Here is a 22,990-nt window from a genome sequence, read left to right as displayed (position 1 = left end):
TTTTCAGCAACCCCCCGGGGGTATATCTGGAGCTGGTCTCCGGAGCCCGGGATCGCCGGTGCCCAGGTCGGTGACGGGCTTTACCGAAAATTGGCGGCAGGCAACCCTTCTCTCCGCTCAGGCGTATGGAGAGGTATGAGATCGGATGAACTGAGGTGATCGGCCGGGATGATGCTGGATTCTCAGCTTTCGTCGCCGCACGCGGCACGAGCCTGCTGAGGATCGCCCATCTCGCCTGCGATGCCACCGAGGACGCCGAGGACCTGCTGCAGACGGCCCTGGAACGGGCGTACCGCAACTGGGGCCGGGTCCGGAACGGCAGCGATCCAGAACCCTACGTCCGCCGCATCATCGTGAACACCGCCATCAGCCGTGCCCGGCGCAGGACGGTCCTGAGGATCATCCCGACCGGCACCCCGCCGGAACGGCCGTCGCGGGAGACCGACATCCCGCTCCGCCACGCGCTCATGGACGCGCTGCGCGAGCTGCCGCCCCGGCAGCGCGCGGTGGTCGTCCTGCGCTACTGGGAGGACCTCAGCGAGGCGCAGACCGCGGAGATCCTCGGTTGCTCGACGGGAACGGTCAAGAGCCAGGCGTCCAAGGCGCTCGCCAAGCTGCGGCCGGCGGTCGGCGGGGAGCCGTTGGAGGAGGCGATCAGGAGTGCCCATGCTTGAGCAGGAGATCCGCCAGATCATGGCGGACGAGACCACGCGGCTGCGCGCGGCCCCCGGCCTGGCCGAGCGGGTGATCCGGTCCTCGCGGCGCAGGAGCGCCAGGCGGATCAGGATCACCGCCGTGGTCGCCACGGCGGCCGTCGCGGGGATCGCGGCCTCCGCCCAGCTGGCGCTGAGCCCGGCTCCCGCACCGCACGACCAGGTCGCGACCTACGGGACGCCGGAGCCTGACACCGGCGACCGGGACGCGCCGCAGCCCCTGTTCACCGAACCCCCGATGCCCACGCCGACGCCCACGGCCACCCCGCGCGTCTTCCGTACGCCCGTCGACATCGGCACCGGGAACACCCTGGGGCGCGTCCAGGTGGGATACATGACCGGCGGCCTGGTACGGAACGCCTGGGCGGTGAACCGAGGCGACGAGTACTCCACGTCGTGGAGCTATCCGAACGACGGCGAGGGCTCCTACCGTGTCCAGATCTTCGTCTACGAAGGTCTGGCCGCCGCACGCATCGGCGAGCAGTGGCAGAGCTACCGCGTTGCGAACGATGGGGAACAGGTGCCCCTCGGCGATGGCCGGACCGGTTATATCGTCAACCGGTGGGTCGGCGAGGACGGTGGGAAGGGCACCCCGAGCATCTTCCTGCAGGTAGGCGAGGAACGGGCGGTCGAGGTGATGATCAGCCCTGATTACGCGAAGGATCTCGGCGGCAGGCGGGCGGTCGAGCGCGAGCTGACCGCGGTCGCCGCCGGTCTCACATCGGACGACTGAACCGGCGGGGGGACGGGCCCCGGACGGCGCGCTCTCCGGAACCCTGGCGGTGCGCGCCGTCCGGAAATCCGGTGTCGCGCGCCTTTCCGAGGCTCCGGTACGGCACCGCTCCGGGGAGGCCCTGCCCCTCGGCGGGACGGTCAGGACGGCAGGCGACGGACGCGTGCCGAGGACGGGTCGTAGAGGGGTTCGGCGGCGACGGCGGCGCCCACCCAGGTGCCGGTCACGCCGACCTCGACGCGGTCACCCGGGGCGGTGCCCTCGGGCAGGTAGGCGTAGGCGATCGAGCGGTCGACGCGATGGCCGTACCCGCCGCTGGTCACCCGCGAGGCGGGCAGGCCGCCGGAGCGGACCGGCTCGCCACCGAGACAGACCTGACGCGGGTCGTCCAGGACCAGGCAGAACAGGCTCCGCGCGGGCACCGGGGCCGTCGGACTCGCGGCCGACACGGCCGCGGGACGGTCCTCGGCGGGGCGGTGGGAGGCAGGACGGTGGGAGGCGTCCAGGGCGGCGCGGCCGAGGAAGTCCTTGTCCCCGGCGACCGCGAAGCCCAGACCCGCCTCGTACGGGGTGGTCTCCGGGGTGACGTCCAGGCCCCAGGCGCGGTAGCCCTTCTCCAGGCGCATCGAGTCGATCGCACGGTACCCGGCCGGGCGCATGCCGTGCGGCGTTCCCGCCTCCATGAGCGTGTCCCAGAGCGTCAGGCCGTACTCCGAAGGGCAGTACAGCTCCCAGCCGAACTCGCCCACGAACGTCACCCGCTGGGCCAGCACCGGGACTCCTCCGACGCTGATCTCCCTGGCCCTCATATAGCCGAAGGTCAGGTCGTCGCCGGAGACGGAGCCGAGGATGTCGAGCGCTCGCGGGCCCCACAGGCAGTAGCAGGCATGGGCCGAGGTGACGTCACGGACGTCGAGTCCCTGGCCACGGAGCCAGGCGGCGTCGTGGACGCCGAAGGCGGTGCCGGTGACCAACCGGAAGCGGTCGTCGGCCAGGCGGGTGACGGTCAGGTCGGCCTCGACGCCGCCGCGCGCGTTGAGGAGCTGGGTGTAGACGATCGAGCCCACCGGCCTGTCGAGCTGCCCGGCGCACGCCCGCTGCAGCCCTTCCAGCGCTCCTGCTCCCGCCACCTCCAGCTTGGCGAACGAGGTCTGGTCGAACAGGCCCGCGGCGTCACGGGTGGCCAGGCACTCCTCCCGGACGGCCGGCGACCAGATCCGGCCGGCCCACCCGCCCGGACGGAGGCCCTGGCCTGCCGAGCGGACATCCCCGTCGCCCAGGGGAGGGTCCCGGTCGGGCTCCGCGGCCGAGCGGGCGTTGGACTCGAACCAGTTCACCCGCTCCCAGCCGGCCTTCTCGCCGAACGCCGCCCCGAGCTCCGCGTGCCGGACCCAGGCGGGAGAGCGGCGGAGCGGCCGGGCGGCGGTCCGTTCCTCGCCCGGGTAGACGATGTCGTAGTACTTCGAGTAGGAGTCCAGGGCCTTGGCGCGGCTCCACGCCGCGGAACGGGCGTGGAGCCCGAAGCGTCGCAGATCCATGCCGAACACGTCGTACTCGGGCGAGCCATCCACGATCCACTCGGCCATGACCTTGCCCACGCCGCCGGCCGCGGCCAGACCGTGGACGCAGAAGCCCGCCGCCGCCCACAACCCGCGGACCGAGGTCTCGCCGAGGAGGAACTCCCCGTCGGGGGTGAACGCCTCGGGGCCGTGGACGACCTTCGTGATCTCGGTACCGGCCAGGGCGGGGACCCGCCGCACCGCCGACTCCCACGATTCCTGAAATTTCGGCATATCAGGGGGAAAAACGGTCCGAGGCTCCTCAAGCGGGGCAGCCGTGGACCAGATCTCCGGGTTTCGGATATACCCACCGACCAGAATCCCGCCATTTTCTTCCCGGAAATAGACAATGTTATCCGGATCCCGCACCGTGGGCGTGGAGGAAGGAACCCCGAAAGGCTCGGTGACCACATATTGGTGTTTGATCGGCACAACCGGAATGTCCACCCCGGCCAGCCGCCCGACCCGTCCGCTGGCCGCACCCGCCGCGACGACCACGGTCTCCGCCTGGACCGACCACTCCTCGAAATCCTCGGCTCCCTCGGTACCCGAAGCGAGCCGTACGCCGGTGATCGCCCCGCCCGCCACGTCGAGCCCCATCGCGCGAGTCCCGGTGAGGATCCGCACGCCCAGCTTCCGCGCCCCGGCCGCCAGCGCCCTGGCCAGCAGCGCCGGATCCAGCCAGCCGTCCCCGGGCAGCCAGAGCGCGGCCCGCACGTCGTCGGCGTACAGCAGCGGGAACATCTCCCCGGCCTCGGCGCCGGAGAGCACCTCAAGACCCAGCCCGTAGGTCTCCCCGGCCCCGGCCAGGCGCAGGGACTCCTCCACCCGCTCGGGCGTGGTCGCCAGGCGGAGTCCACCGACCCCGTGCCACCCCGGGTCCAGGCCGGTGAGCTCGGCCAGCTCGGGATAGAGACCGGCCGAATACATAATCATCTTGGTCTGGGTGACCGTGGAGCGGAGCTGGCCCACGAACCCGGCCGAATGCCAGGTGGTCCCCTCGGTGAGTTCGTGTCGCTCGACGAGTATCACCTCGGTCCAGCCGAGCCTTGCCAGATGATAGGCCACGCTGCACCCGGCCACCCCGCCACCGATCACGACGGCCCGTGCAGAGCCGGGAAGTTTCAAAGTCCGCAACCCCTCTGTAACACCTCGTCCGCAGAATCGGATCAATGGTCTGAAGGTAGGCCAAAGGAGAGCGGCATGCCAGATCCTCTAGGGGACGTCCGTAAATGGGCCGGACAGCCCGTGACCGAGACACCGATCAAGGGCGGGCTCAGCCATCGGATCGCCAGGCTCGACGCCGCCGACGGACAGCGCTGGCTGCTGCGGGTGCTCGATCCCCGGGTGTCGGCCGCCGGCCTGGGCATACCGCTCGATGAGGAGATCGCCAACACCGTCCACGCGGCGGACACGGGGGTCGGCCCCAGGGTGCTGCACCGGCTGCCCGGCGCGCTGGTGCTGGAGTATCTCGACGGCGTCACCCTGGACGCGCACACCGTACGGACACTTCCCGGCCCTATCGCGGCGGCCTGCCGCCGGCTGCACGCCGGGCCCCGGTTCGTCAACGACTTCTCCATCTTCCGCAAGCTCGACGAGTTCCTCACCCTCTGCCGTACCCACGAACTGGGCACACCCGACGGCTACCAGGACCGTCTTGCCACGGCGGCGGAGATCGAGCGGGCACTGGCCGCCGACCCGCTGCCCAAGGTGCCGTGCCACAACGACCTGCTGCCGGAGAACTTCATCCGCTGCGGCGCCGAGGTCAGGATCGTCGACTACCAGCTCTCCGGGAACAACGACCCCGCCTTCGAACTGGGCGACATCGCCGCCGAGGCGGACTACGACCCGGACCTGACCACCCGGCTGGCCCGCGCCTACTTCGGCACCGACGACCGGCGGCTCACCTCCCGGGTCCGGCTCAACCTGATCATGTCCAACCTGACCTGGACGCTCTGGTTCGCCGTGCACCACGGGCTGCTGAAGGAGCGGGCCGCCGACGCCGACTTCGACTACGAGGCCGAGGCGGCCGACAAGTTCTCACAGGCCGTACGAGATCTGGACGACCCGGAGTTCGGGCGGCTCGTCGATGACGTCCGGGGCGCGAGCACCGGATTTCCACCCCCCGCACCACCACGCTAGGAGGCTTGAGTGACCAAGCCAACGTCGGTCGACGAGGACGCGAGGCGACTCGCCGAACTCGGTTACAAACAGGAGCTCTCCAGAACCTGGAGCGGTTTCTCGAACTTCGCCATCTCCTTCTCGATCATCTCCATCCTGGCCGGTTGCTTCACCACGTTCGGCCAGGCCTGGAACAACGGCGGCCCCATCGCGATCTCATGGGGGTGGCCGCTGATCTCGATCTTCATCCTGATCATCGGGCTCTGCATGTCAGAGCTGGTGTCGGCCTATCCGACCGCCGGCGGCATCTACTGGTGGGCCGCGAAGATGGGCAAGCCCATCCACGGCTGGTTCACCGGCTGGTTCAACCTCATCGGCCTGATCGCCGTGACGGCCTCGGTCGACTACGGCTGCGCGACCTTCCTGAACATCACCCTCAACCGGTTCTTCCCCGGCTGGAATCCCACCCTGACCAACGCGTTCATCCTGTTCGCGATCGTCCTGGTGCTGCACGCGCTGATCAACATCTTCAGCCACCGGCTGATCTCGCTGCTGCAGAACGTCTCGGTGTGGTGGCACGTGTTCGGCGCGGCGGTGATCGTGCTGATCCTGATCTTCGGTCCCGACTCGCACCAGTCGATGTCGTTCGTCTTCACCGAGACGATCAACAACTCCGGCTTCTCCGACTCGTCCTACTGGTTCTACGTGCTGCCCCTCGGATTCCTGCTGACCCAGTACACGATCACCGGGTTCGACGCGTGCGCGCACGTGTCCGAGGAGACCCAGGGCGCCTCCACCGCCGCCGCCAGGGGACTGTGGCAGTCGATCTTCTACTCGGCGATCGGCGGCTGGATCCTACTGCTGGCCTTCCTGTTCGCGGCCACCGACGTGACCGCGGTCAACGAGGCGGGTGGCTTCGTCGGCGCCATCTTCGACAGCGCGCTCCCCGGCAACCTGGCCACGGCGATCTTCACGATCTCCACCATCGGCCAGTTCTTCTGCGGGATGAGCTGCGTGACCTCGATGTCCCGGATGACCTACGCGTTCTCCCGCGACGGCGCCGTCCCCGGCTGGCGCCTGTGGTCGAAGGTGGACGGCAACAGGACCCCGGTCAACGCGATCATCTTCGGCTGCGCGGCCGCGCTGGTCCTCACCCTGCCCGCGCTGTACGAGGCCCCCGGCGGGTTGCCGCTGGCCTTCTACGCGGTCGTCTCGGTGGCGGTCATCGGTCTCTACATCGCCTTCGCGATCCCGATCTGGCTCCGGCTGCGGATGGGCGACCGGTTCGAGCCGGGACCCTGGACGCTGGGATCGAAGTACCGGGTCATGTGCTGGATCGCCATCGTCGAGATCGTCATCGTCTCGATCTACTTCGTCATGCCGCTGGTCCCGGCGGCCGTGCCGTTCAGTGACGACTTCACACCGGCCGCGGTGAACTACGCGCCGATCGTGGTCGGCGTGATGGTGCTGGGCGTGGGCCTGTGGTGGGCGCTGTCGGCCAGGCACTGGTTCACCGGCCCGCGCCGCACGATCGACGAGCTCGACCCGGTCGACCCGGTCGGCAAGGAGCCGATCGGCTGACCGGCCCCGGCCGGCTTCCCGAGACCGGTGCCGGTCACCGCCTGAGGATCGGCCGGCGCGAATCCGGATCACCCCGGAAGGCCGAGAAGTCGGTCAGCTCGCCTCGAACGCCTCCGCCACCGCGGCCCGGACCTGTTCCATGGCCGCGGCGGCGGGGGCCTCCCGCCGCATCGAGGTCATGTCGACCTCGGGCATGCCGCAGGCCACCGCCCAGCCCCACGGGGTCAGGTCGCCGTCGACGTTGAGGGCGAACCCGTGGCTGGTGACGCCCCGGCTCTGCCGCATGCCGATCGAGACGATCTTGCGTCCCGTCTCGACGGTCCACACGCCGGTCAGCAACTCCGAGCCCGACGGGGTGTCGCGGCGCTCGGCCGCGACTCCCAGCGCGCCGAGCGCCGCGACGAGCCTCAGCTCGACCTCTCGGACGTAGTCGACGATCCCCTCGCCCTCGCCGAGCTTGACGATCAGGTACCCGACCAGCTGGCCGGGGCCGTGGTAGGTGAGCTGGCCGCCGCGACCCGTGCTCACGACCGGGATGCCGTGAGCCGGATCCGGCAGGTGCCGCTCAAGGGTTCGCCTGCCCGCGGTGTACACCTGCGGGTGGCTGAGCAGCCAGAGCGTGTCGGGGCGCTCGTCGCGCTGCCGCTGACCGACCAGGTCGGTCATCCGCTCCATCGCCTTCTCGTAGTCGACCAGGTCGTCCTGGACCAGGGTCAGGGGGCGTTGCCTCATGCCCCCAGCTTATTTTCAGTGGCGAGCCGCCGGCGCCTTGGGCACGAAGATCCACATGAGCACGTAGACGACCCAGAGCGGCCCGGGAATGAGCGAGAGCAGCAGCCACAGCACCCGGACGAGGGTGGGCGGCAGGTTGAGACTGTCCGCGATCCCGCCGCAGACTCCGGCGATTATCTTGTGGTTTCTCGAACGGTACACGGTGCCTCTCCCCGAAGTCGGTGTTCTTCATCTCTTCAAACGGACGACCGGACCCGGCCCGTTCCCTAGGCATCCCTGAGAAAACCCTGACAGGGTCGAGTTCGACAACTTTTCTCGCAACTCCGTGTCAAAACACATCTAGGCGAAACTGGTTGATCACGGTACGTTCCGCCATGTACCTAATAGGGGATCCCCCTCCGTTCCACCCCCGAGGAGCGTTATGCGCCTGAGGTTACGACGCAGCATGGTCCAGACCGCCACCCTGGTCACGGCCATCGCCCTCCCCCTCGCCTTCACCGCACCGGCGAGCGCGACCACCGCGGCCCCCAACGTCCCAGACGTCCTCGCCAACGTGTTCGCGACACAGGTCAAGGGCAGCAACGTCAAGAAGCACCTGGACAAGTTCCAGGAGATCGCCACCGCCAACGGCGGCAACCGGGCGGCGGGCACGTCCGGTTACGACGCCTCCCTGGCCTACGTGCAGGACAAGCTGCACAAGGCCGGATACACGACCTCCACCACCGACGTCGAGTTCCCGATCAACTGGGAGGAGTTCAGCCCCTCCATCCTGCAGCAGACGGCTCCGGTGGCGAAGACCTACGCCAACCCCGCCGACTTCGTGACGGTGGTCTCCTCCAGCGGCGGCGACGTCACCGCCCAGATCCAGGTCGTCGACGCGGTCATCCCGCCGGGACCGACCCCGAGCACCTCGAACGCGGGCTGCGAGGCCGCTGACTTCGCCGGGTTCGTCCCCGGCCGGATCGCCCTGCTCCAGCGCGGCACCTGCCCGTTCGTCGACAAGGCCACCAACGCCAAGGCGGCCGGCGCGTCCGGTGTGATCTTCTTCAACGAGGGCCAGCCCGGCCGTACCGACCCGCTCCTCTTCGACATCGTCGAGTGGCGCTTCGGCTTCCCCATCGTGATGGCGAGCACGGCCGTCGGCCTGGACCTGGCCGCCAACCCGAACACCACGGTCCGCCTGAAGGTGGACGCCAAGACCACGGTCGGCCGTACCAAGAACCTGATCGCCGACTCCCGCTGGGGCAAGTCCGGCGAGATCGTGGCGGTCGGCGCGCACCTGGACGGCGTTCCCGAGGGCCCCGGCATCAACGACAACGGCTCCGGCAGCGCCGCCGTCCTGGAGACCGCGCTGAAGCTGGCCAAGGTGCCGACCAAGTACAAGCTCCGCTTCGCCTGGTGGGGCGCCGAGGAACTGGGCCTGCTCGGCTCCGAGCAGTACGTCGCGGGCCTGTCCCAGGCCGAGCGGGACAAGATCAGGCTCTACCTGAACTTCGACATGATCGCCTCGCCGAACGGCGGTGCCTTCCTCTACGACGGTGACGACTCCGACGCCGAGGGCGCCCCGGCCGGTCCGGCGGGGTCGGCCGAGATCGAGAAGCGCCTGGAGAGGTTCTACGGCAAGCGCGGCCTGCCCTTCGAGGGCACCGACTTCACCGGCCGCTCCGACTACGGCGCGTTCATCGCCAACGGCATCCCGGCCGGAGGCATCTTCAGCGGCGCCGAGGGCATCAAGACCGCCGAGCAGGCCGCCAAGTTCGGCGGGACCGCCGGTGCCGCCTACGACCCCTGCTACCACGCCGCCTGCGACGGCATCGGCAACATCGACCCCGCCGCGCTCGAACGCAACGCCAAGGCCATCGGCTACGCCACCGCGTTCTTCGCCTACGACCTGACGGGCATCCCCGACCGCAACGCCGCGACGCTCGCCAGGGCCGCGGCGCAGACCGCGACGGCTCCTGAGGGAGCGGCCCGCTAACGACAAAGTCCAGCGAAGCGCACCACCACGCTGTACGGCGCGCACCCACCACGGGTGCGCGCCGCTCGGGGGACCCCCACACCCTCAAACCCGAGGAGCATGATGCGCAGTCTGTGGACCATGGGCATGGCGGCGATCCTGGCCATCCCTCTGGCATTCACCGCACCGTCGGCGTCGGCCGCCGTCCCACCGGACATCTCGCTGACCGCCGTGAAGGCACACCTCACCCAACTCCAGTCCATCGCCACCGCCAACGGCGGCAACCGCGCGCACGGCCGCCCCGGCTATCTGGCCTCGGCCAACTACGTCAAGGGCCTGCTGGACGGCGCGGGGTTCACCACCACCCTGCAGTCGTTCACCTACGGCGGCGCGACCGGCTACAACGTCATCGCCGACTGGCCCGGAGGCGACCCGAACGACATCCTCATGGTCGGCTCCCACCTCGACAGCGTGACCGCGGGCCCCGGTATCAATGACAACGGCTCGGGCAGTGCCGCCATCCTGGAGACCGCCCTGGAGGTCTCCCGCCAGTCGCTGACTCCCACCAAGCATCTGCGCTTCGCCTGGTGGGGCGCGGAAGAGCTGGGTCTGCGCGGCTCGCAGGCCTACGTGAACAGCCTCTCGGCCACCGAGCGGGCCAAGATCAAGGGCTACTACAACTTCGACATGGTCGGCTCGCCCAACGCCGGCTACTTCATCTACGACGGCGACAACTCCGACGGCGTCGGCTCGGGCCCCGGCCCGGCGGGCTCGGCGCAGCTGGAGACGACGCTCCAGGCGTACTTCACCTCGATCGGCGTGGCCACCCGGGGCACCGACTTCGACGGCCGCTCCGACTACGGGCCTTTCATCGCCGTCGGCATCCCGGCCGGAGGCACCTTCACCGGCGCCGAGGGCGTCAAGACCAGCGCCCAGGCCACCCTCTGGGGCGGTACGGCGGGCCAGGCGTTCGATCCCTGCTATCACCGGGCCTGCGACACCACGACCAACATCAGCGACACCGCGCTGAACCGCAACGCCGACGCCATCGCCTACGCGGTGTGGACCACCGCCACCGCCACACCGCCGACGGTCGTCTGGCAGGACACCTTCGAGACCTCGACCGGCTGGACGACCAACCCCTCGGGCACCGACACCGCCACCTTGGGCCAGTGGGAGCGCGGCGTCCCGCAGGCCACCACCTCCAGCGGCGCCAAGCAGCTCGGCACCACGGTCAGCGGCACCAACGACCTGGTCACCGGCAGGCTCGCGGGCGCCGCGGCGGGCGACCACGACATCGACGGAGGAGTCACCAGCGTCCAGTCACCGGCCGTCACCCTGCCGTCGACGGGAACGCTCAAGCTGGCGTTCTCCTGGTACCTGGCGCACGGTTCCAACTCCTCCACCGCCGACTTCCTGCGGGTGAAGGTCGTCGGCTCCACCACCACCCAGGTGTTCCAGCAGCTCGGCTCGGCCGCCAACCGCAACGGCGCCTGGGGCTCGGCCGACGTCGACATCTCCGCCTTCGCCGGGCAGAGCGTCCGGATCCTCGTCGAGGCCGCCGACGCCTCGACCGCCTCCCTGGTCGAGGCGGGGGTGGACGACGTCAAGATAACCCAGCAGTAGACAAGGCCGGGTGCGACCCGCGCCTTCCCCCTTCTCGGGCCGTCCGGTCTGCTCCGGACGGCCCGCCACGCGGGCCGCACCCTCCCAGAGCACACCGCCCCGCCTGGGTCCGCCCTCTCCCCCGGCGCGAAAAGATGAAAAATCAGAAACGCGAGAGCGCATGTCCAAAAAAGTGATGGTGAACATCAGCCGAATGACCGGTCACGCCCACCGTGCGCTCCGCTAGCCTCGCGTAGGTTACGCACGTGCTGGTACGGAAGGCGCTCAAGTGATCAGCTGGTTCGAAGCCGTGGTCCTCGGACTGATCCAGGGACTGACGGAGTTTCTGCCGATCTCCTCCAGCGCCCACATCCGGGTCGCCTCGGCGTTCTTCGGCTGGCAGGACCCCGGGGCCGCGTTCACCGCGGTCATCCAGCTCGGCACCGAGGCCGCGGTGCTGATCTACTTCCGCACGGAGATCTGGGAGATCATCTCCACCTGGACGCGGTCCCTGTGGACACCCGGCCTGCGTAGCCACCACTCCGCCCGGATGGGCTGGTACGTCATCGTGGGAACCATCCCGATCGTGGTGCTCGGCCTGCTCTTCAAGGACTCCATCGAGGGCGCCTTCCGCGACCTGCGCCTGATCGGCACGACCCTGATCGTCTTCGGCCTCGTCCTGTGGTTCGCCGACCACACCGCCCGCAACAGGCTCACCCTGGAGCGGCACCTCAGCTTCACCCACGCCCTGATCTACGGCTTCGCCCAGTCCCTCGCGCTGGTTCCCGGCGTGTCACGCTCCGGCGGCACGATCAGCGCCGGGCTGCTGCTGGACTACCGCAGGGAGGAGGCCGCGAAGTACTCCTTCCTGCTGGCCATCCCGGCCGTGCTGGGCTCGGGCTTCCTGGAGCTGTCCAAGATCGGCGAAGGCCCGGCGCCCGACTGGGGGCCCACGATCCTGGCCACCGTGATCTCCTTCGTCGTGGGCTACCTGGCGGTCTCGTGGTTCCTGAAGTACATCAGCACCCACCGCTTCACCGGCTTCGTGATCTACCGGATCGCCCTCGGCGTCCTCATCATCGCCCTGGTGAGCACCGGAGTCCTCGACCCATCGGCCTAAAGTCCCGGCGTCGGCGGCTCGGACCGTCCGCCCCCCGCCCTGCCCCCCTCGGTCGCGGGCGTGTCCGGCCGCCATCGTGTGGAACACCTTCTTCGGTGTCCAGCGCCTCTCGTCGAGCATCCTGACCACGCCGTAGGAGGCGATGTCCCCGTCCCCGATGTGGCTGAAGCCCGCGAAGGTGAACCAGAGAGCGGTGTCCACCCCCTCCTTCTCGAAGACGTCCAGCAGCTCGGTGAAATAGCGCACCTGCTCGCCCTCGTCCCGTACCGCGCCCTCCGGTGGCTGCCAGGCCATGCCACCGCGCTCGCCCGCACCCCGGTAGGCGCAGGTGCCGAACTCGGTCACCGCGACCGGTTTGCCGTGCTTGAACTTGTCGCGCAGTTCCTCCTGGAAGGTGGCGGCGTTGTAGGCGGCCTACGACGAGGCGGTGCGGGCCTCCCATACCGAGGGCATCGGCCTGATCGGCGAACACGTCGGCACCCCGGTGGTCGCCGCCACCGGTGGCGAGCGCGTGGCTAGGGCCTGTTCGAGATTTAGATCATGGCGTTGTCCTGCGCGGTGCCGTCTGGCCTTGGTATAGCACGTGGCATGGCGTGTGAACCTTGGTCGAACCTCATCTGCCGATGGGTGAGCGGTGGCCGGCACCCGGGTGAAGACCCCGCACCGGACGCTCGAGCGAGCCGGCCGCCGCGCCCAGGCCGCCGAAGGTACACCGGTGTGTCGTGAACGGCTCGGCAGGCAGCCGGATCCTGCCAGCGCCGCTCGGTCTGCACGAGGTCGTCGCGCCAACCACGGCTAAACCTTTCAGTCGGTCTGGCTAGGCTGGTGGGATGCCACTTGTCGAGGTGACCTACGCGCCGGATGTCCCCGAAGCGTCTCTTCGCAAACTCGCCGCCGAACTGCCCCACCTCGTTTCGATCGCTGTGCAGTGCCCGGAGGAGCCGTACGACGGAGACCTCCAGCCAGGCGATGTCGAGATCCGATTTCGTCAGCTCGGCCTGCTAGACCGCAGCGGGCTGGACGTCGTGATCGAGGTGCGCTCCAAGTGGTTCGACAGCCGCGCCCGAAATCGGCAGGACCGGGTCAATCTGCTGCACCGTGAAGTCGAGGCCGCTACCGACCTGGACAACTTCGGCGTATATATCTCGCTGCCCGTCGCCGCCTGGGCGCAAAGCGAATAGGAAGTGGTGAAGTCGGCGGGAAATGCCGGCTGGCAAGAACCTGTACGAACTTCGGATCTTCAAATGGGTTGAAGACTTCGGATCCACAGGATAGCTCCGCGGAGATGCAGGCCGGCGAGGTAGCTTTCGGGTGTCTTGTCGAAGCGGAAGGCCAGCCCGCGCCACTCCTTGATCTTGTTGGTTGGGTAGGCCACGCGGCGAGGTGCCTGCCCCGGGCAGGTCCTTTTCCGCACGGCCCCCCTCCGAACCCGCCGTACGAGTTTCCCCGTAACGGGCTCTCCAGTGACCACGTAGGCGCCCCACTCATCTCCTTGAATGTCCTCACTGGACATCGCCCCATGCCGCAGAGGGTGCGTCGGCCCTGCATCAAAGCCGTCACACCATCGCCTACGACCGGAATCGGTCGTAGGCGGTGGACCATGGCCCGTACTCGGCGGGCAGATCCCGCCACGGGCTGCCGGTCCGAAACCGCCACATCACGGCGTTGAACTGCAGTCGCAGGTCCGGAATCGGGCCTCGCTCACCTAAAGGCAAGTGCGGCTCGATCAAGGACCATTCGTCATCGGTGAGGTCTCCACGCGCCATAGCAGTGGCCTACCAGGACCTGACACCAAGGCGCAGGCGAATGCCTCTGATCTCAACTCCGCACAGGCCCTAAGGCGACAGCGTGTGCCGGGGGCGGGTCTCGTGGCGGGACGGGCTCGTGGACACTGGACGGGTGCGTTCCGACTGGTCCGGCCTGCCCGTCCGCCATGCCCTGCCCGAGTTGCTCGCGGCGCTGGGTGAGCGGGGCGTCGCCGTGCTCACCGCGCCCCCGGGCACCGGCAAGACCACGCTCGTCCCGCTCGCGCTGGCCGGGCTCCTCGACGGCCCGGCGCCGAAGCGGGTGATCGTGGCCGAGCCGAGGCGGATGGCGGTACGGGCGGCGGCCAGGCGGATGGCATGGCTGCTGGAGTCTGAGGTGGGCGCGGAGGTCGGGTTCTCCGTCCGCGGCGAGCGCAGGGCCGGCGCGAGGACGGTCGTCGAGGTCGTCACCACGGGGGTCCTCCTCCAGCGGCTCCAGCGCGACCCCGACCTCGAAGGCGTGGACACGGTCCTGCTGGACGAGTGCCACGAGCGCCACCTGGACGCCGACACCGCGCTGGCCTTCCTCCTCGACGTCCGCGCCACGCTCCGCCCCGACCTGCGGATCGTCGCCACCTCCGCCACCGCCGACGCCGCCCCCTGGGCCCGCCTCCTCGGCTCGGGCGACCCCGCCCCGATCGTGCACGCGTCCGGCACCGCGCATCCCGTCACGCCCGTCTGGGCCCCGCCCTCGGGGAACGTCGCGCCGCCCCATGGCATGCGGGTGGACCCGGCGTTCCTGGCCCATGTCGCAGCCGTCGTACGGCGTGCGCTGGCAGAGCACGAGGGGGACGTGCTCTGCTTCCTGCCGGGCGTCGGCGAGATCGGCCGGGTGGCCGCGATGCTTCCCGGCGTCGACGTCCTCCAGGTGCACGGCCAGGCCCCGGCCCGGGTCCAGGACGCGGTTCTCTCCCCGGGCGAGGGGCGCAGGGTGGTTCTCGCCACCTCGGTCGCCGAGTCGAGCCTGACCGTGCCCGGCGTACGGGTGGTGGTCGACTCCGGCCTGGCCAGGGAGCCCCGTACCGACCACGCCCGCGGCCTCGGCTCGCTCACCACGGTCCGGGCGTCCCGGGCCTCGGCCACCCAGCGTGCGGGGCGGGCGGGCCGCGAGGCACCGGGCGTGGTCTACCGCTGCTGGTCGCGGGCCGAGCACGAGCGGCTGCCCGAGCACGCGCGGCCCGAGATCGCGCTCGCCGATCTGACCGGCTTCGCCCTCCAGGCCGCCTGCTGGGGCGACCCCGCCGCCACCGGCCTGGCCCTGCTCGACCCGCCCCCGGCCGCCGCGATGGACGCCGCCCGCCGCACCCTGCACGCCCTGGGCGCCCTGGACTCCCCTGGCACACCGGATCTCACCATGGGCCGGGTGACCGAGCGGGGACGGCGGATGGCCGGAGCCGGGGTCCATCCGCGCCTGGCGCGGGCCCTGATCGACGCCGGAACCGATCCCCTGGCCGGCACCGGGAGCAACACGAGGTCCCGGGTCGCCGAGGTCGTGGCGCTGCTGTCGGAGCAGTTACCCAGGGACGCGGGTGACGACCTGGTGGCGGTCTGGCGCTCCGCGCGCCGGGGCGGGGACGGCTTCTCCGCCCGGTGGCGTCAGGAGGCCGGACGCCTGGCTCGCGCCGTCCCCGGCCCCGACCGGCGTCGGGGACGACCGCTGCCCGCCGACGTCACGCCCCGGCGCGGCCGGGAGACCCAGGCCGGCAGGACGCACCAGGATGACGAGACGGCCTGGGACGACGATGCCCTGGCCGGGATCGTCGTGGCGCTGGCCTACCCCGAGCGGGTGGCGCGGCGGCGGGGCGGGTCGTACCTGATGGCCTCGGGAACGGCCGCCGAGTTGCCACGCGGGTCGCGGCTGGGGACGGCGGAGTGGCTGGCCATCGCGGTCGCGGACCGGCCCGCCGGGGTGGCGTCCGCCAGGATCAGGCAGGCGGTGGTGATCGACGAGGAGATCGCCAGGCTCGCCGCGGCTCCCCTGTACGGCTCCGACGAGGAGATCATCTGGCGCGTACCGCCGGGAGAGCGGCGTGGCGATGTGTCGGCTCGCCGGGTGGAACGGCTGGGCGCGATCGAGCTGGCCGACAGCGCGCTCCGCGGCGCCGACGTACGACCCGCCGTCCTGGAGGGTCTGCGCGCCGAGGGCCTGTCGATCCTGCGCTGGACGCCCGAGGCCGTGGCCCTGCGCGAGCGCCTGGCCTTCTGCCGGCGCACGCTCGGCGACCCCTGGCCCGCGACGGACGACGACGCGCTGATCGAGGCGGCCGACCGCTGGCTGGAGCCCGAGCTGTCGCGGGCCCGCCGCCGGTCCGACCTGGAGCGCCTCGACGTGGTCTCCGCGCTGCACCGCCTGGTCCCGTGGCACGCCCGGCTGGCGGAGACGGCCCCGGAACGGGTCGAGGTGCCGAGCGGGTCACGGATCAGGATCGACTACTCGGGCGAGCAGCCGGTACTGGCGGCCAAGCTGCAGGAGCTGTTCGGCTGGGCCGAGACCCCGCGCGTCGCGGGAGTCCCACTGGTGATCCACCTGCTCTCCCCCGCGGGCCGTCCGGCCGCGGTCACCGCCGACCTGGCCTCGTTCTGGCGCGAGGGCTACCGCGCGGTCCGCGCCGAGCTCCGCGGCCGCTATCCCCGGCATCCCTGGCCGGACGACCCCATGTCGGCCACCGCCACCCGCCGCACCAACCCACGGCGCTGACCCGGCGCTGACCCGGGAGCCACGCCCGGCGCTCCCGGCGGCGGAGCCGGAGACCTCACCTCCCATACCGGCCGGGCAATCGTGCTCGGTACTCCCGGCGGCAAGGCCGGAGACCTCACCTCACCCGGCGACCGGCGCACGGCGGGCCTTTGTGAGCTATCGTAGTGATATCACTTCGATAGCAAAGGTGGCGTACATGGAACGACGTGCTTTCCGGATGAGCGGGTTCGGCGTCCTGGCCGGGCTCCTGGTGCTCGGGGCCGTCCTGGCCTGGGCCGGCTGGACGGCGGGGGAAACACAGCTGATCGCCGCGGCGATCGGGTGGGGGGTCGTCGCGACGGTCATGGCCACCGGGTTCACGGTGATCAACCCGAACGAGGCGAAGGTCGTGCAGTTCTTCGGCCGCTACATCGGGACGGTGAACCAGGCCGGGTTCCAGTGGGTGCTGCCGTTCACCAACAAGGAGCGCGTCACCCTCCGGGTGCGCAACTTCGAGACGACCAAGCTCAAGGTGAACGACGCCGACGGCAACCCCGTGGAGATCGCCGCCGTCGTCGTCTACAAGGTCGCCGACACCGCCAAGGCGACGTTCTCGGTGGACGACTACGAGCAGTACGTGGCGATCCAGTCCGAGGCCGCCGTCAGGCACCTGGCCACCAGCCACCCGTACGACGCCCACGAGGAGGGCCGCACCAGCCTGCGCGACGGTGCCGAGGTGGCCGCCGAGCTCACCACCGAGCTGAGCGACCGCACCCAGCTCGCCGGGGTGGAGGTGCTGGAGGCGCGGATCACCCACCTCGCCTACGCTCCGGAGATCGCCCAGGCGATGCTGGTCCGGCAGCAGGCCGCCCAGGTGGTCGCGGCGCGCACCCACATCGTCGCCGGCGCGGTCGGCATGGTCCAGCTCGCACTGACCAAGTTGCGGGAGGATGAGGTGGTGGAACTCGACGAGGAGCGCAAGGCGCAGATGGTCTCCAACCTGCTGGTCGTCCTCTGCGGTGACAAGGCGACGCAGCCGGTGGTCAACGCCGGCAGCCTCTATGGCTGAGCGCAAGAAGATCCTGCTGAGGCTCGACCCGGCCGTCTACGAGGTGATCGCCAAGTGGGCGGCCGACGACCTGCGAAGTGTCAACGCCCAGTTGGAGTACGCACTCCGCCTGGCACTCAGGGCGGCGGGGCGCGAGCCCCGGCGGGGCGAGCGGAATAACACCGATGAGCCGGACAAGTCATCTGATTGAGACATGGGACGCTTCCCCTGGCGGACTCGCCGGACCACACTCGGTTCATGTCGTGGGTGGGAAGTTCCGCAGTGGAGATCGCGGAGGCCGTGCGACGGGGGAAGGTCACCGCGCCCATGGTCGTCGAGGAGCACCTCGACGCCATCGCCGAGCGTGACGGGCGCGTCGGGGCGTTCCGCACGGTCCTCGCCGAGCGGGCGCTGGCCGAGGCGCGGGCACTACAGGAGCGGGCGGACCTGTCCGGGCTGCCGCTCGCCGGGGTACCGATCGCGATCAAGGACAATGTGCCGATCAGGGGCGAGGCCTCCCGCAACGGTTCCGCGGCGACGCCGGACGCGCCCGCGGACGAGGATCATCCCGTGGTGGCCAGGCTCAGGGCCGCGGGCGCGGTGGTCGTCGGCATCACCAACGTGCCGGAGCTCTGCCTGGTCGGATTCTCCGACAGCGTGTACGGCGTGACGCGCAACCCGTGGGACCTCGGGCGCACCCCCGGCGGGTCGTCGGGCGGGAGCGCCGCCGCCGTGGCGGCGGGCATGGTCCCGCTGGCCCACGGCAACGACGGGCTGGGCTCGCTGCGCATCCCGGCCGCCTGCTGCGGCCTGGTCTCGATCAAGCCGGGTCACGGGGTGGTCCCGCCGCCCGAGCACGACTGGTACGGGATGTCGGAGAACGGCCCGCTGGCCACGACCGTGGCCGATCTCGCCCTGGCCCTGGCCGTCATGGCGGATGACATGTCACTGGCGACGCCCGGCGAGAGCGAGACCCTCGGCGTGGACAGCGCCATCGACGACTACCCGGGCGGGCTGACCCTGTCGGAACCGCTGAGGCTGCGGATCGCGGTCGCGCCGATGCCGCTGCCCTCCGGGCTCTCGGTGGACGCCGAGTTCCAGCGGGCGGTGACCGGTGCGGCGGAGGTCCTGGGCGCGGCGGGGCACACCGTGGTGGAGCACCCCCAGCGGATGCCCTTCGGGGTCGGTGCGGCCGCTGTCGCCACCTGGTTCGCGTGCGCCAGGGGCGACGTGGACGGCCTCGACCCGCGCGGCCTCGAACGGCGCACCAGGTCCCTGGCGAGAGCCGGACGGCTGCTCGCCAGGTTCGGGGCGGACGGCACGGCGGGCCGTGACCGCTGGCGCGCGTACGGCGCCGACCAGTGGTTCGGCAACGCCGACGTGCTCGTCACGCCGACGCTCGCCGCCCTGCCACCGGCCGCCGAGCGCTGGGGCCGGCGCGGGCTCCTGGCGAACGCCCGCGCCAACCTGACGTACGCGCCCGCCACCGCGGCCTGGAACATGGCCGGCTGGCCCGCGATGACCGTCCCGTACGGCCGGCACTCGAGCGGCATGCCGATCGGCGTCCAGCTCGTCGCCGCCCCGGGGGGTGAGGCGCAGCTCCTGGCCCTGGCCGGCCAGCTGGAGACCGCCCGCCCCTGGACCCGCCACGCCCTGCCCGCCTGATCGTCTTTCCGTCTGGCCGCCGCCTACCGGCGCGCCGGGCAACCGGCCGGCGCGGCGCCGGGGCCGCCCGCGGGAGAGACCCCACGCGGGCGGCCCCGTACCGGTCAGACGCCGGTGGGGTGCCAGACCGTCTTGGTCTCCAGGAAGGCGGTCATCCGCCCGGTGCCCGGGTCTGCGAACCAGTCGGTCTCGGCGGGACGGAGGACCCGCTTGAGGTTCTCCGCCGCCGCCTGCTCGCACGCGACCGCCACGGCCCGGTCGGTGACCCCGGCCAGGTCGAGGGCGTTGACGTCCATGTGCGCGGCCAGATGGGGGGCGATCTCGGCGACGGAGCCGGTGAGGATGTTGACCACCCCACCGGGCAGGTCCGAGGTGGCGAGCACCTCGGCCAGGGTGATCGCGGGCAGCGGGGCGCGCTCGCTCGCGATCACCACGCAGGTGTTGCCCGTGACGATCACCGGGGCGATCACCGAGACGAGCCCGAGCAGCGGCTTGTCGGGGGCGACCACCGCGACCACGCCGGTCGGCTCCGGCGAGGAGATGTTGAAGTAGGGACCGGCGACGGGGTTGGCGGACCCGGCGACCGCGGCGATCTTGTCCGACCATCCGGCGTACCAGACCAGCCGGTCGACGCTCGCGTCCACGACCTCCCGCGCGTTCTTCGTCCCGGACTCGGCCAGCTCGGCGATGAACTGGGCCCGGCGACTCTCCAGCATCTCGGCGACGCGGTAGAGGACCTGTCCCCGGTTGTACGCGGTGGCCCCCGACCAGCCGCCGAAGGCCTTGCGCGCGGCCGTCACCGCGTCGCGGGCGTCCTTGCGGGAGGCCTTGGCGGCGTTGGCGAGGAAGTCGCCGCTGGAGGAGGTCACCGGGTAGGACCTTCCGCTCTCGGAGCGCGGGAACGCCCCGCCGATGTACAGCTTGTACGTCTTGCGCACGGCGAGCCGTGCGGGCCGGCGTCCGTCCCCGAGGTCAGTGGCCTGCTCCGGGGCCTGCTCCGGGGCCTGCTCAGTGGCCTGCTCCGGGGCCTGCTTGGTCGCCCGCGCCCGGCCCGGCTTCTCCGCCTTACTCATTTCCCAGCCCTCTCCACGAGCTCTCCTGCTGCGCCAGCCGGGCCGGCACGAAGACCTGACCGCAGCGGCTCACGCCGCACCGGTGGGCGAACCAGCCACGCAGCACCGGCCGCCCGGCGCGGGCGAAGCCGTGACCCCGGGTGCTCTGGTCGCGGCGGCGACGGCGCCTGAGGCGCTGATGCTCACACATCGAGGTACGCCTCCAGCCCGTGCCGTCCGCCCTCTCGCCCGTATCCCGACTCCTTGTAGCCGCCGAACGGCGAGGTGGGGTCGAACCGGTTGAAGGTGTTGGCCCAGACGACGCCGGCGCGGAGTCTGCTCGCCATCCACAGGATGCGCGAACCCTTCTCCGTCCACACGCCCGCCGAGAGGCCGAACGGGGTGTTGTTCGCCTTCTCCACCGCCTCGGCCGGGGTGCGGAAGGTCAGCACGGACAGCACGGGGCCGAAGACCTCCTCGCGGGCGATCCGGTGTGACTGGGCGACACCGGTGAAGATGGTCGGCGGGAACCAGAACCCCTTGTCGGGCAGCGAGCAGGCCGGAGACCAGCGCTCGGCGCCCTCCGCCTCCCCCAGGTCCGACAGCTCGCGGATCCTGGCGAGCTGGGCCGCGGAGTTGATCGCGCCGATGTCGGTGTTCTTGTCCAGCGGGTCGCCCAGCCTGAGCGTGCCGAGCCGCCGCTTCAGCGCGTCGAGCAGTTCCGTCTCGATCGACTCCTGCACCAGCAGCCGGGAGCCCGCACAGCAGACGTGGCCCTGGTTGAAGAAGATCCCGTTGACGATGCCCTCGACCGCCTGGTCCAGCGCGGCGTCCTCGAACACGATGTTCGCGGCCTTGCCACCGAGCTCCAGGGTGACCTTCTTGCCGGAGCCCGCGACCGACCTGGCGATCTGGCGGCCGACCTCGGTGGAGCCGGTGAAAGCCACCTTGTCGACGTCGGGGTGGCCGACCAGGGCCGCGCCGGTCTGTCCGGCACCGGTCACGATGTTGACCACGCCGGGCGGCAGGTCGGCCTGCGCGCAGATCTCCGCGAACAGCAGCGCGGTCAGCGGGGTGGTCTCGGCGGGCTTGAGGACCACGGTGTTACCGCAGGCCAGGGCGGGGGCGATCTTCCATGCGAGCATGAGCAGCGGGAAGTTCCACGGGATGACCTGGCCGGCCACCCCGAGCGGGCGCGGACCGGGGCCGTACCCGGCGTATCCCAGCTTGTCCGCCCAGCCTGCGTAGTAGAAGAAGTGGGCCGCCACCAGGGGCAGGTCCACGTCGCGGGACTCGCGGATGGGCTTGCCGTTGTCCAGGGACTCCAGGACGGCCAGCTCGCGCGAGCGCTCCTGGATGATCCGCGCGATCCTGAAGAGGTACTTGGCCCTTTCCGAGCCGGGCAGCGCCGACCAGACGCCGAACGCCTTGCGGGCGGCCGAGACCGCCCGGTCGACATCGGCCTCCGTCGCCCAGGCGACCTCCGCCAGGACCTCCTCGGACGCGGGGTTGACGGTCTTGTGAAGACCCCCGCCCTGGGAGTCGACCCACTCACCGTCGATGAACAGGCCGTAGGACGGCCTGATGTCGACGACGTCACGCGACTCGGGCGCCGGTGCGTACTCAAACATGTGAACGCCTTAGTCGAGGGTGAAGTAGTCGGGACCCGCGTACCTGCCGGTGGCCATCTTCTGGCGCTGCATCAGCAGATCGTTGAGAAGTGTGGAGGCGCCGAGCCGGAACCAGTCGGGGCTGAGCCAGCCCTCGCCGACGGTCTCGTTGACCAGGACGAGCATCTTGACCGCGTCCTTGGTGGTCCGGATACCGCCCGCGGGCTTCACCCCGACCTTCCGGCCGGTCACGGCCAGGAAGTCACGGACCGCCTCCAGCATGATCAGCGTCACCGGAAGGGTCGCGGCGGGCTGCACCTTTCCGGTGGAGGTCTTGATGAAGTCGCCCCCGGCCAGCATGGCCAGCCAGGACGCGCGGCGCACGTTGTCGTACGTGGACAGCTCGCCGGTCTCCAGGATCACCTTCAGGTGAGCGGAGCCGCAGGCGGCCTTGATCGCGACGATCTCCTCGAAGACCTTGACGTAGTCACCCGCGAGGAACGCGCCCCTGTCGATGACCATGTCGATCTCGTCGGCTCCGGCCGCCACCGCGAAGCCGGTGTCGGCGACCTTGACGTCGAGCGAGGAGCGTCCGCTGGGGAAGGCGGTCGCGACGCTGGCCACCTTGACACCGGTGCCCCTCAGCGCCGTCGCGGCCTCGGCGACCAGGTCGGGATAGACGCACACCGCGGCCACCCTGGGTACCGAGGGGTCGGCCGGGTCGGGGTGGAGGGCCTTGGCGCACATCGCGCGGACCTTACCCGGGGTGTCGGCTCCCTCCAGGGTCGTCAGGTCCACCATGCCGATGGCGAGATCGATGGCCTGGGCCTTGGCGGTCGTCTTGATGGATCGGGTGCCGAGCATCGCGGCGCGCTGGTCGGCGCCCACGCGATCGACACCGGGCAGGCCGTGCAGGAAGGTTCGCAGCGTGGCGTTGGACGTGGCCACGTCCGCGAGCGAGGTAGTCATAGTTGACACCTCTCCAGCATGCCCACTGGTGTGATTACTTCCA

At 70.6% G+C, this 22,990-nt stretch carries 19 protein-coding genes and 1 pseudogene; 12 read left to right on the top strand and 8 right to left on the bottom strand.

What is annotated here, in order from left to right:
* The first annotated feature begins 155 nt into the window (after nt 1-155).
* On the top strand, nt 156-674 hold the full coding sequence (locus tag ACQP0P_RS05920; RefSeq protein ID WP_433371953.1) for a SigE family RNA polymerase sigma factor: 519 nt from the start codon (nt 156-158) through the stop codon (nt 672-674).
* Nucleotides 667-1,446: a hypothetical protein gene (locus tag ACQP0P_RS05915; protein WP_433371951.1), complete on the top strand. Its 780-nt coding sequence runs from the start codon at nt 667-669 to the stop codon at nt 1,444-1,446. Before ACQP0P_RS05920 ends, ACQP0P_RS05915 begins: the two co-directional genes overlap by 8 nt.
* 140 nt (nt 1,447-1,586) lie before the next feature.
* Here ACQP0P_RS05915 and ACQP0P_RS05910 read toward each other — a convergent pair whose 3' ends face one another.
* Complete coding sequence (locus tag ACQP0P_RS05910; RefSeq protein ID WP_433371949.1) at nt 1,587-4,073, bottom strand: GcvT family protein; 2,487 nt, start codon at nt 4,071-4,073, stop codon at nt 1,587-1,589.
* A gap of 135 nt (nt 4,074-4,208) precedes the next feature.
* On the opposite strand from ACQP0P_RS05910, the gene ACQP0P_RS05905 reads away from it, so the two are divergent.
* On the top strand, nt 4,209-5,147 hold the full coding sequence (locus ACQP0P_RS05905; protein WP_433371946.1) for a phosphotransferase: 939 nt from the start codon (nt 4,209-4,211) through the stop codon (nt 5,145-5,147).
* A 9-nt stretch (nt 5,148-5,156) separates the two neighbouring features.
* Nucleotides 5,157-6,707, top strand: a complete 1,551-nt coding sequence (locus ACQP0P_RS05900) for an amino acid permease (protein ID WP_433371944.1) — start codon at nt 5,157-5,159, stop codon at nt 6,705-6,707.
* A gap of 93 nt (nt 6,708-6,800) precedes the next feature.
* On the opposite strand, the gene lipB is transcribed toward ACQP0P_RS05900, so the two are convergent.
* Nucleotides 6,801-7,439, bottom strand: a complete 639-nt coding sequence (gene lipB / locus ACQP0P_RS05895; protein WP_433371942.1) for a lipoyl(octanoyl) transferase LipB — start codon at nt 7,437-7,439, stop codon at nt 6,801-6,803.
* Nucleotides 7,440-7,454: 15 nt separating this feature from the next.
* Complete coding sequence (locus ACQP0P_RS05890; protein ID WP_433371939.1) at nt 7,455-7,640, bottom strand: PspC domain-containing protein; 186 nt, start codon at nt 7,638-7,640, stop codon at nt 7,455-7,457.
* 244 nt (nt 7,641-7,884) lie between these two features.
* Between ACQP0P_RS05890 and ACQP0P_RS05885 the strand changes: the two genes are divergently transcribed.
* The 4 genes from ACQP0P_RS05885 (at nt 7,885) to ACQP0P_RS05870 (ending at nt 13,302) form a co-directional block, all read left to right on the top strand.
* A complete protein-coding gene (locus ACQP0P_RS05885; protein ID WP_433371936.1) occupies nt 7,885-9,417 on the top strand; it encodes a M28 family peptidase in 1,533 nt (510 codons plus the stop codon).
* Nucleotides 9,418-9,516: 99 nt separating this feature from the next.
* The gene (locus tag ACQP0P_RS05880) at nt 9,517-11,022 is read left to right on the top strand and encodes a M28 family metallopeptidase (protein WP_433371933.1); all 1,506 of its coding nucleotides are present in this window, start codon (nt 9,517-9,519) and stop codon (nt 11,020-11,022) included.
* A gap of 268 nt (nt 11,023-11,290) precedes the next feature.
* Nucleotides 11,291-12,121: an undecaprenyl-diphosphate phosphatase gene (locus ACQP0P_RS05875; RefSeq protein ID WP_433371930.1), complete on the top strand. Its 831-nt coding sequence runs from the start codon at nt 11,291-11,293 to the stop codon at nt 12,119-12,121.
* A gap of 830 nt (nt 12,122-12,951) precedes the next feature.
* A complete protein-coding gene (locus tag ACQP0P_RS05870; protein WP_433371927.1) occupies nt 12,952-13,302 on the top strand; it encodes a hypothetical protein in 351 nt (116 codons plus the stop codon).
* A gap of 59 nt (nt 13,303-13,361) precedes the next feature.
* Here the strand turns inward: ACQP0P_RS05870 and ACQP0P_RS05865 are convergent.
* Nucleotides 13,362-13,887: pseudogene (locus ACQP0P_RS05865) on the bottom strand (transposase).
* Nucleotides 13,888-14,020: 133 nt separating this feature from the next.
* Between ACQP0P_RS05865 and hrpB the strand changes: the two are divergent.
* The 4 genes from hrpB (at nt 14,021) to ACQP0P_RS05845 (ending at nt 19,316) form a co-directional block, all read left to right on the top strand.
* Nucleotides 14,021-16,624, top strand: a complete 2,604-nt coding sequence (gene hrpB / locus ACQP0P_RS05860) for an ATP-dependent helicase HrpB (RefSeq protein ID WP_433371924.1) — start codon at nt 14,021-14,023, stop codon at nt 16,622-16,624.
* A gap of 196 nt (nt 16,625-16,820) precedes the next feature.
* Nucleotides 16,821-17,672 (top strand): SPFH domain-containing protein, encoded by an 852-nt coding sequence (locus ACQP0P_RS05855; RefSeq protein ID WP_433371921.1) that lies wholly within the window; start codon nt 16,821-16,823, stop codon nt 17,670-17,672.
* Nucleotides 17,665-17,862: a hypothetical protein gene (locus ACQP0P_RS05850; RefSeq protein WP_030921727.1), complete on the top strand. Its 198-nt coding sequence runs from the start codon at nt 17,665-17,667 to the stop codon at nt 17,860-17,862. The genes ACQP0P_RS05855 and ACQP0P_RS05850 overlap by 8 nt, the downstream gene beginning before the upstream one ends.
* 47 nt (nt 17,863-17,909) lie before the next feature.
* Entirely contained in the window at nt 17,910-19,316 is a 1,407-nt protein-coding gene (locus ACQP0P_RS05845; protein WP_433371918.1) for an amidase, read from the top strand.
* Between the two features lie 104 nt (nt 19,317-19,420).
* On the opposite strand, the gene ACQP0P_RS05840 is transcribed toward ACQP0P_RS05845, so the two are convergent.
* Genes ACQP0P_RS05840 through deoC form a run of 4 tightly spaced genes read right to left on the bottom strand, consistent with a single transcriptional unit; the run spans nt 19,421 to nt 22,947 of the window.
* Nucleotides 19,421-20,389 (bottom strand): aldehyde dehydrogenase family protein, encoded by a 969-nt coding sequence (locus ACQP0P_RS05840; RefSeq protein ID WP_433371915.1) that lies wholly within the window; start codon nt 20,387-20,389, stop codon nt 19,421-19,423.
* A complete protein-coding gene (locus tag ACQP0P_RS05835) occupies nt 20,382-20,579 on the bottom strand; it encodes a hypothetical protein (RefSeq protein WP_433371912.1) in 198 nt (65 codons plus the stop codon). Before ACQP0P_RS05835 ends, ACQP0P_RS05840 begins: the two co-directional genes overlap by 8 nt.
* Nucleotides 20,572-21,999, bottom strand: coding sequence for an aldehyde dehydrogenase family protein (locus ACQP0P_RS05830; protein ID WP_433371910.1), 1,428 nt, complete (start codon nt 21,997-21,999; stop codon nt 20,572-20,574). The genes ACQP0P_RS05835 and ACQP0P_RS05830 overlap by 8 nt, the downstream gene beginning before the upstream one ends.
* A 9-nt stretch (nt 22,000-22,008) precedes the next feature.
* A complete protein-coding gene (gene deoC, locus ACQP0P_RS05825; protein ID WP_433371907.1) occupies nt 22,009-22,947 on the bottom strand; it encodes a deoxyribose-phosphate aldolase in 939 nt (312 codons plus the stop codon).
* Nucleotides 22,948-22,990 lie beyond the last annotated feature (43 nt).

Origin of the sequence: Streptosporangium sp. CA-115845, assembly GCF_050943795.1 — a bacterium.
Lineage (GTDB): Bacteria > Actinomycetota > Actinomycetes > Streptosporangiales > Streptosporangiaceae > Streptosporangium.
This window is presented reverse-complemented; position numbering and strand designations above follow the sequence as displayed.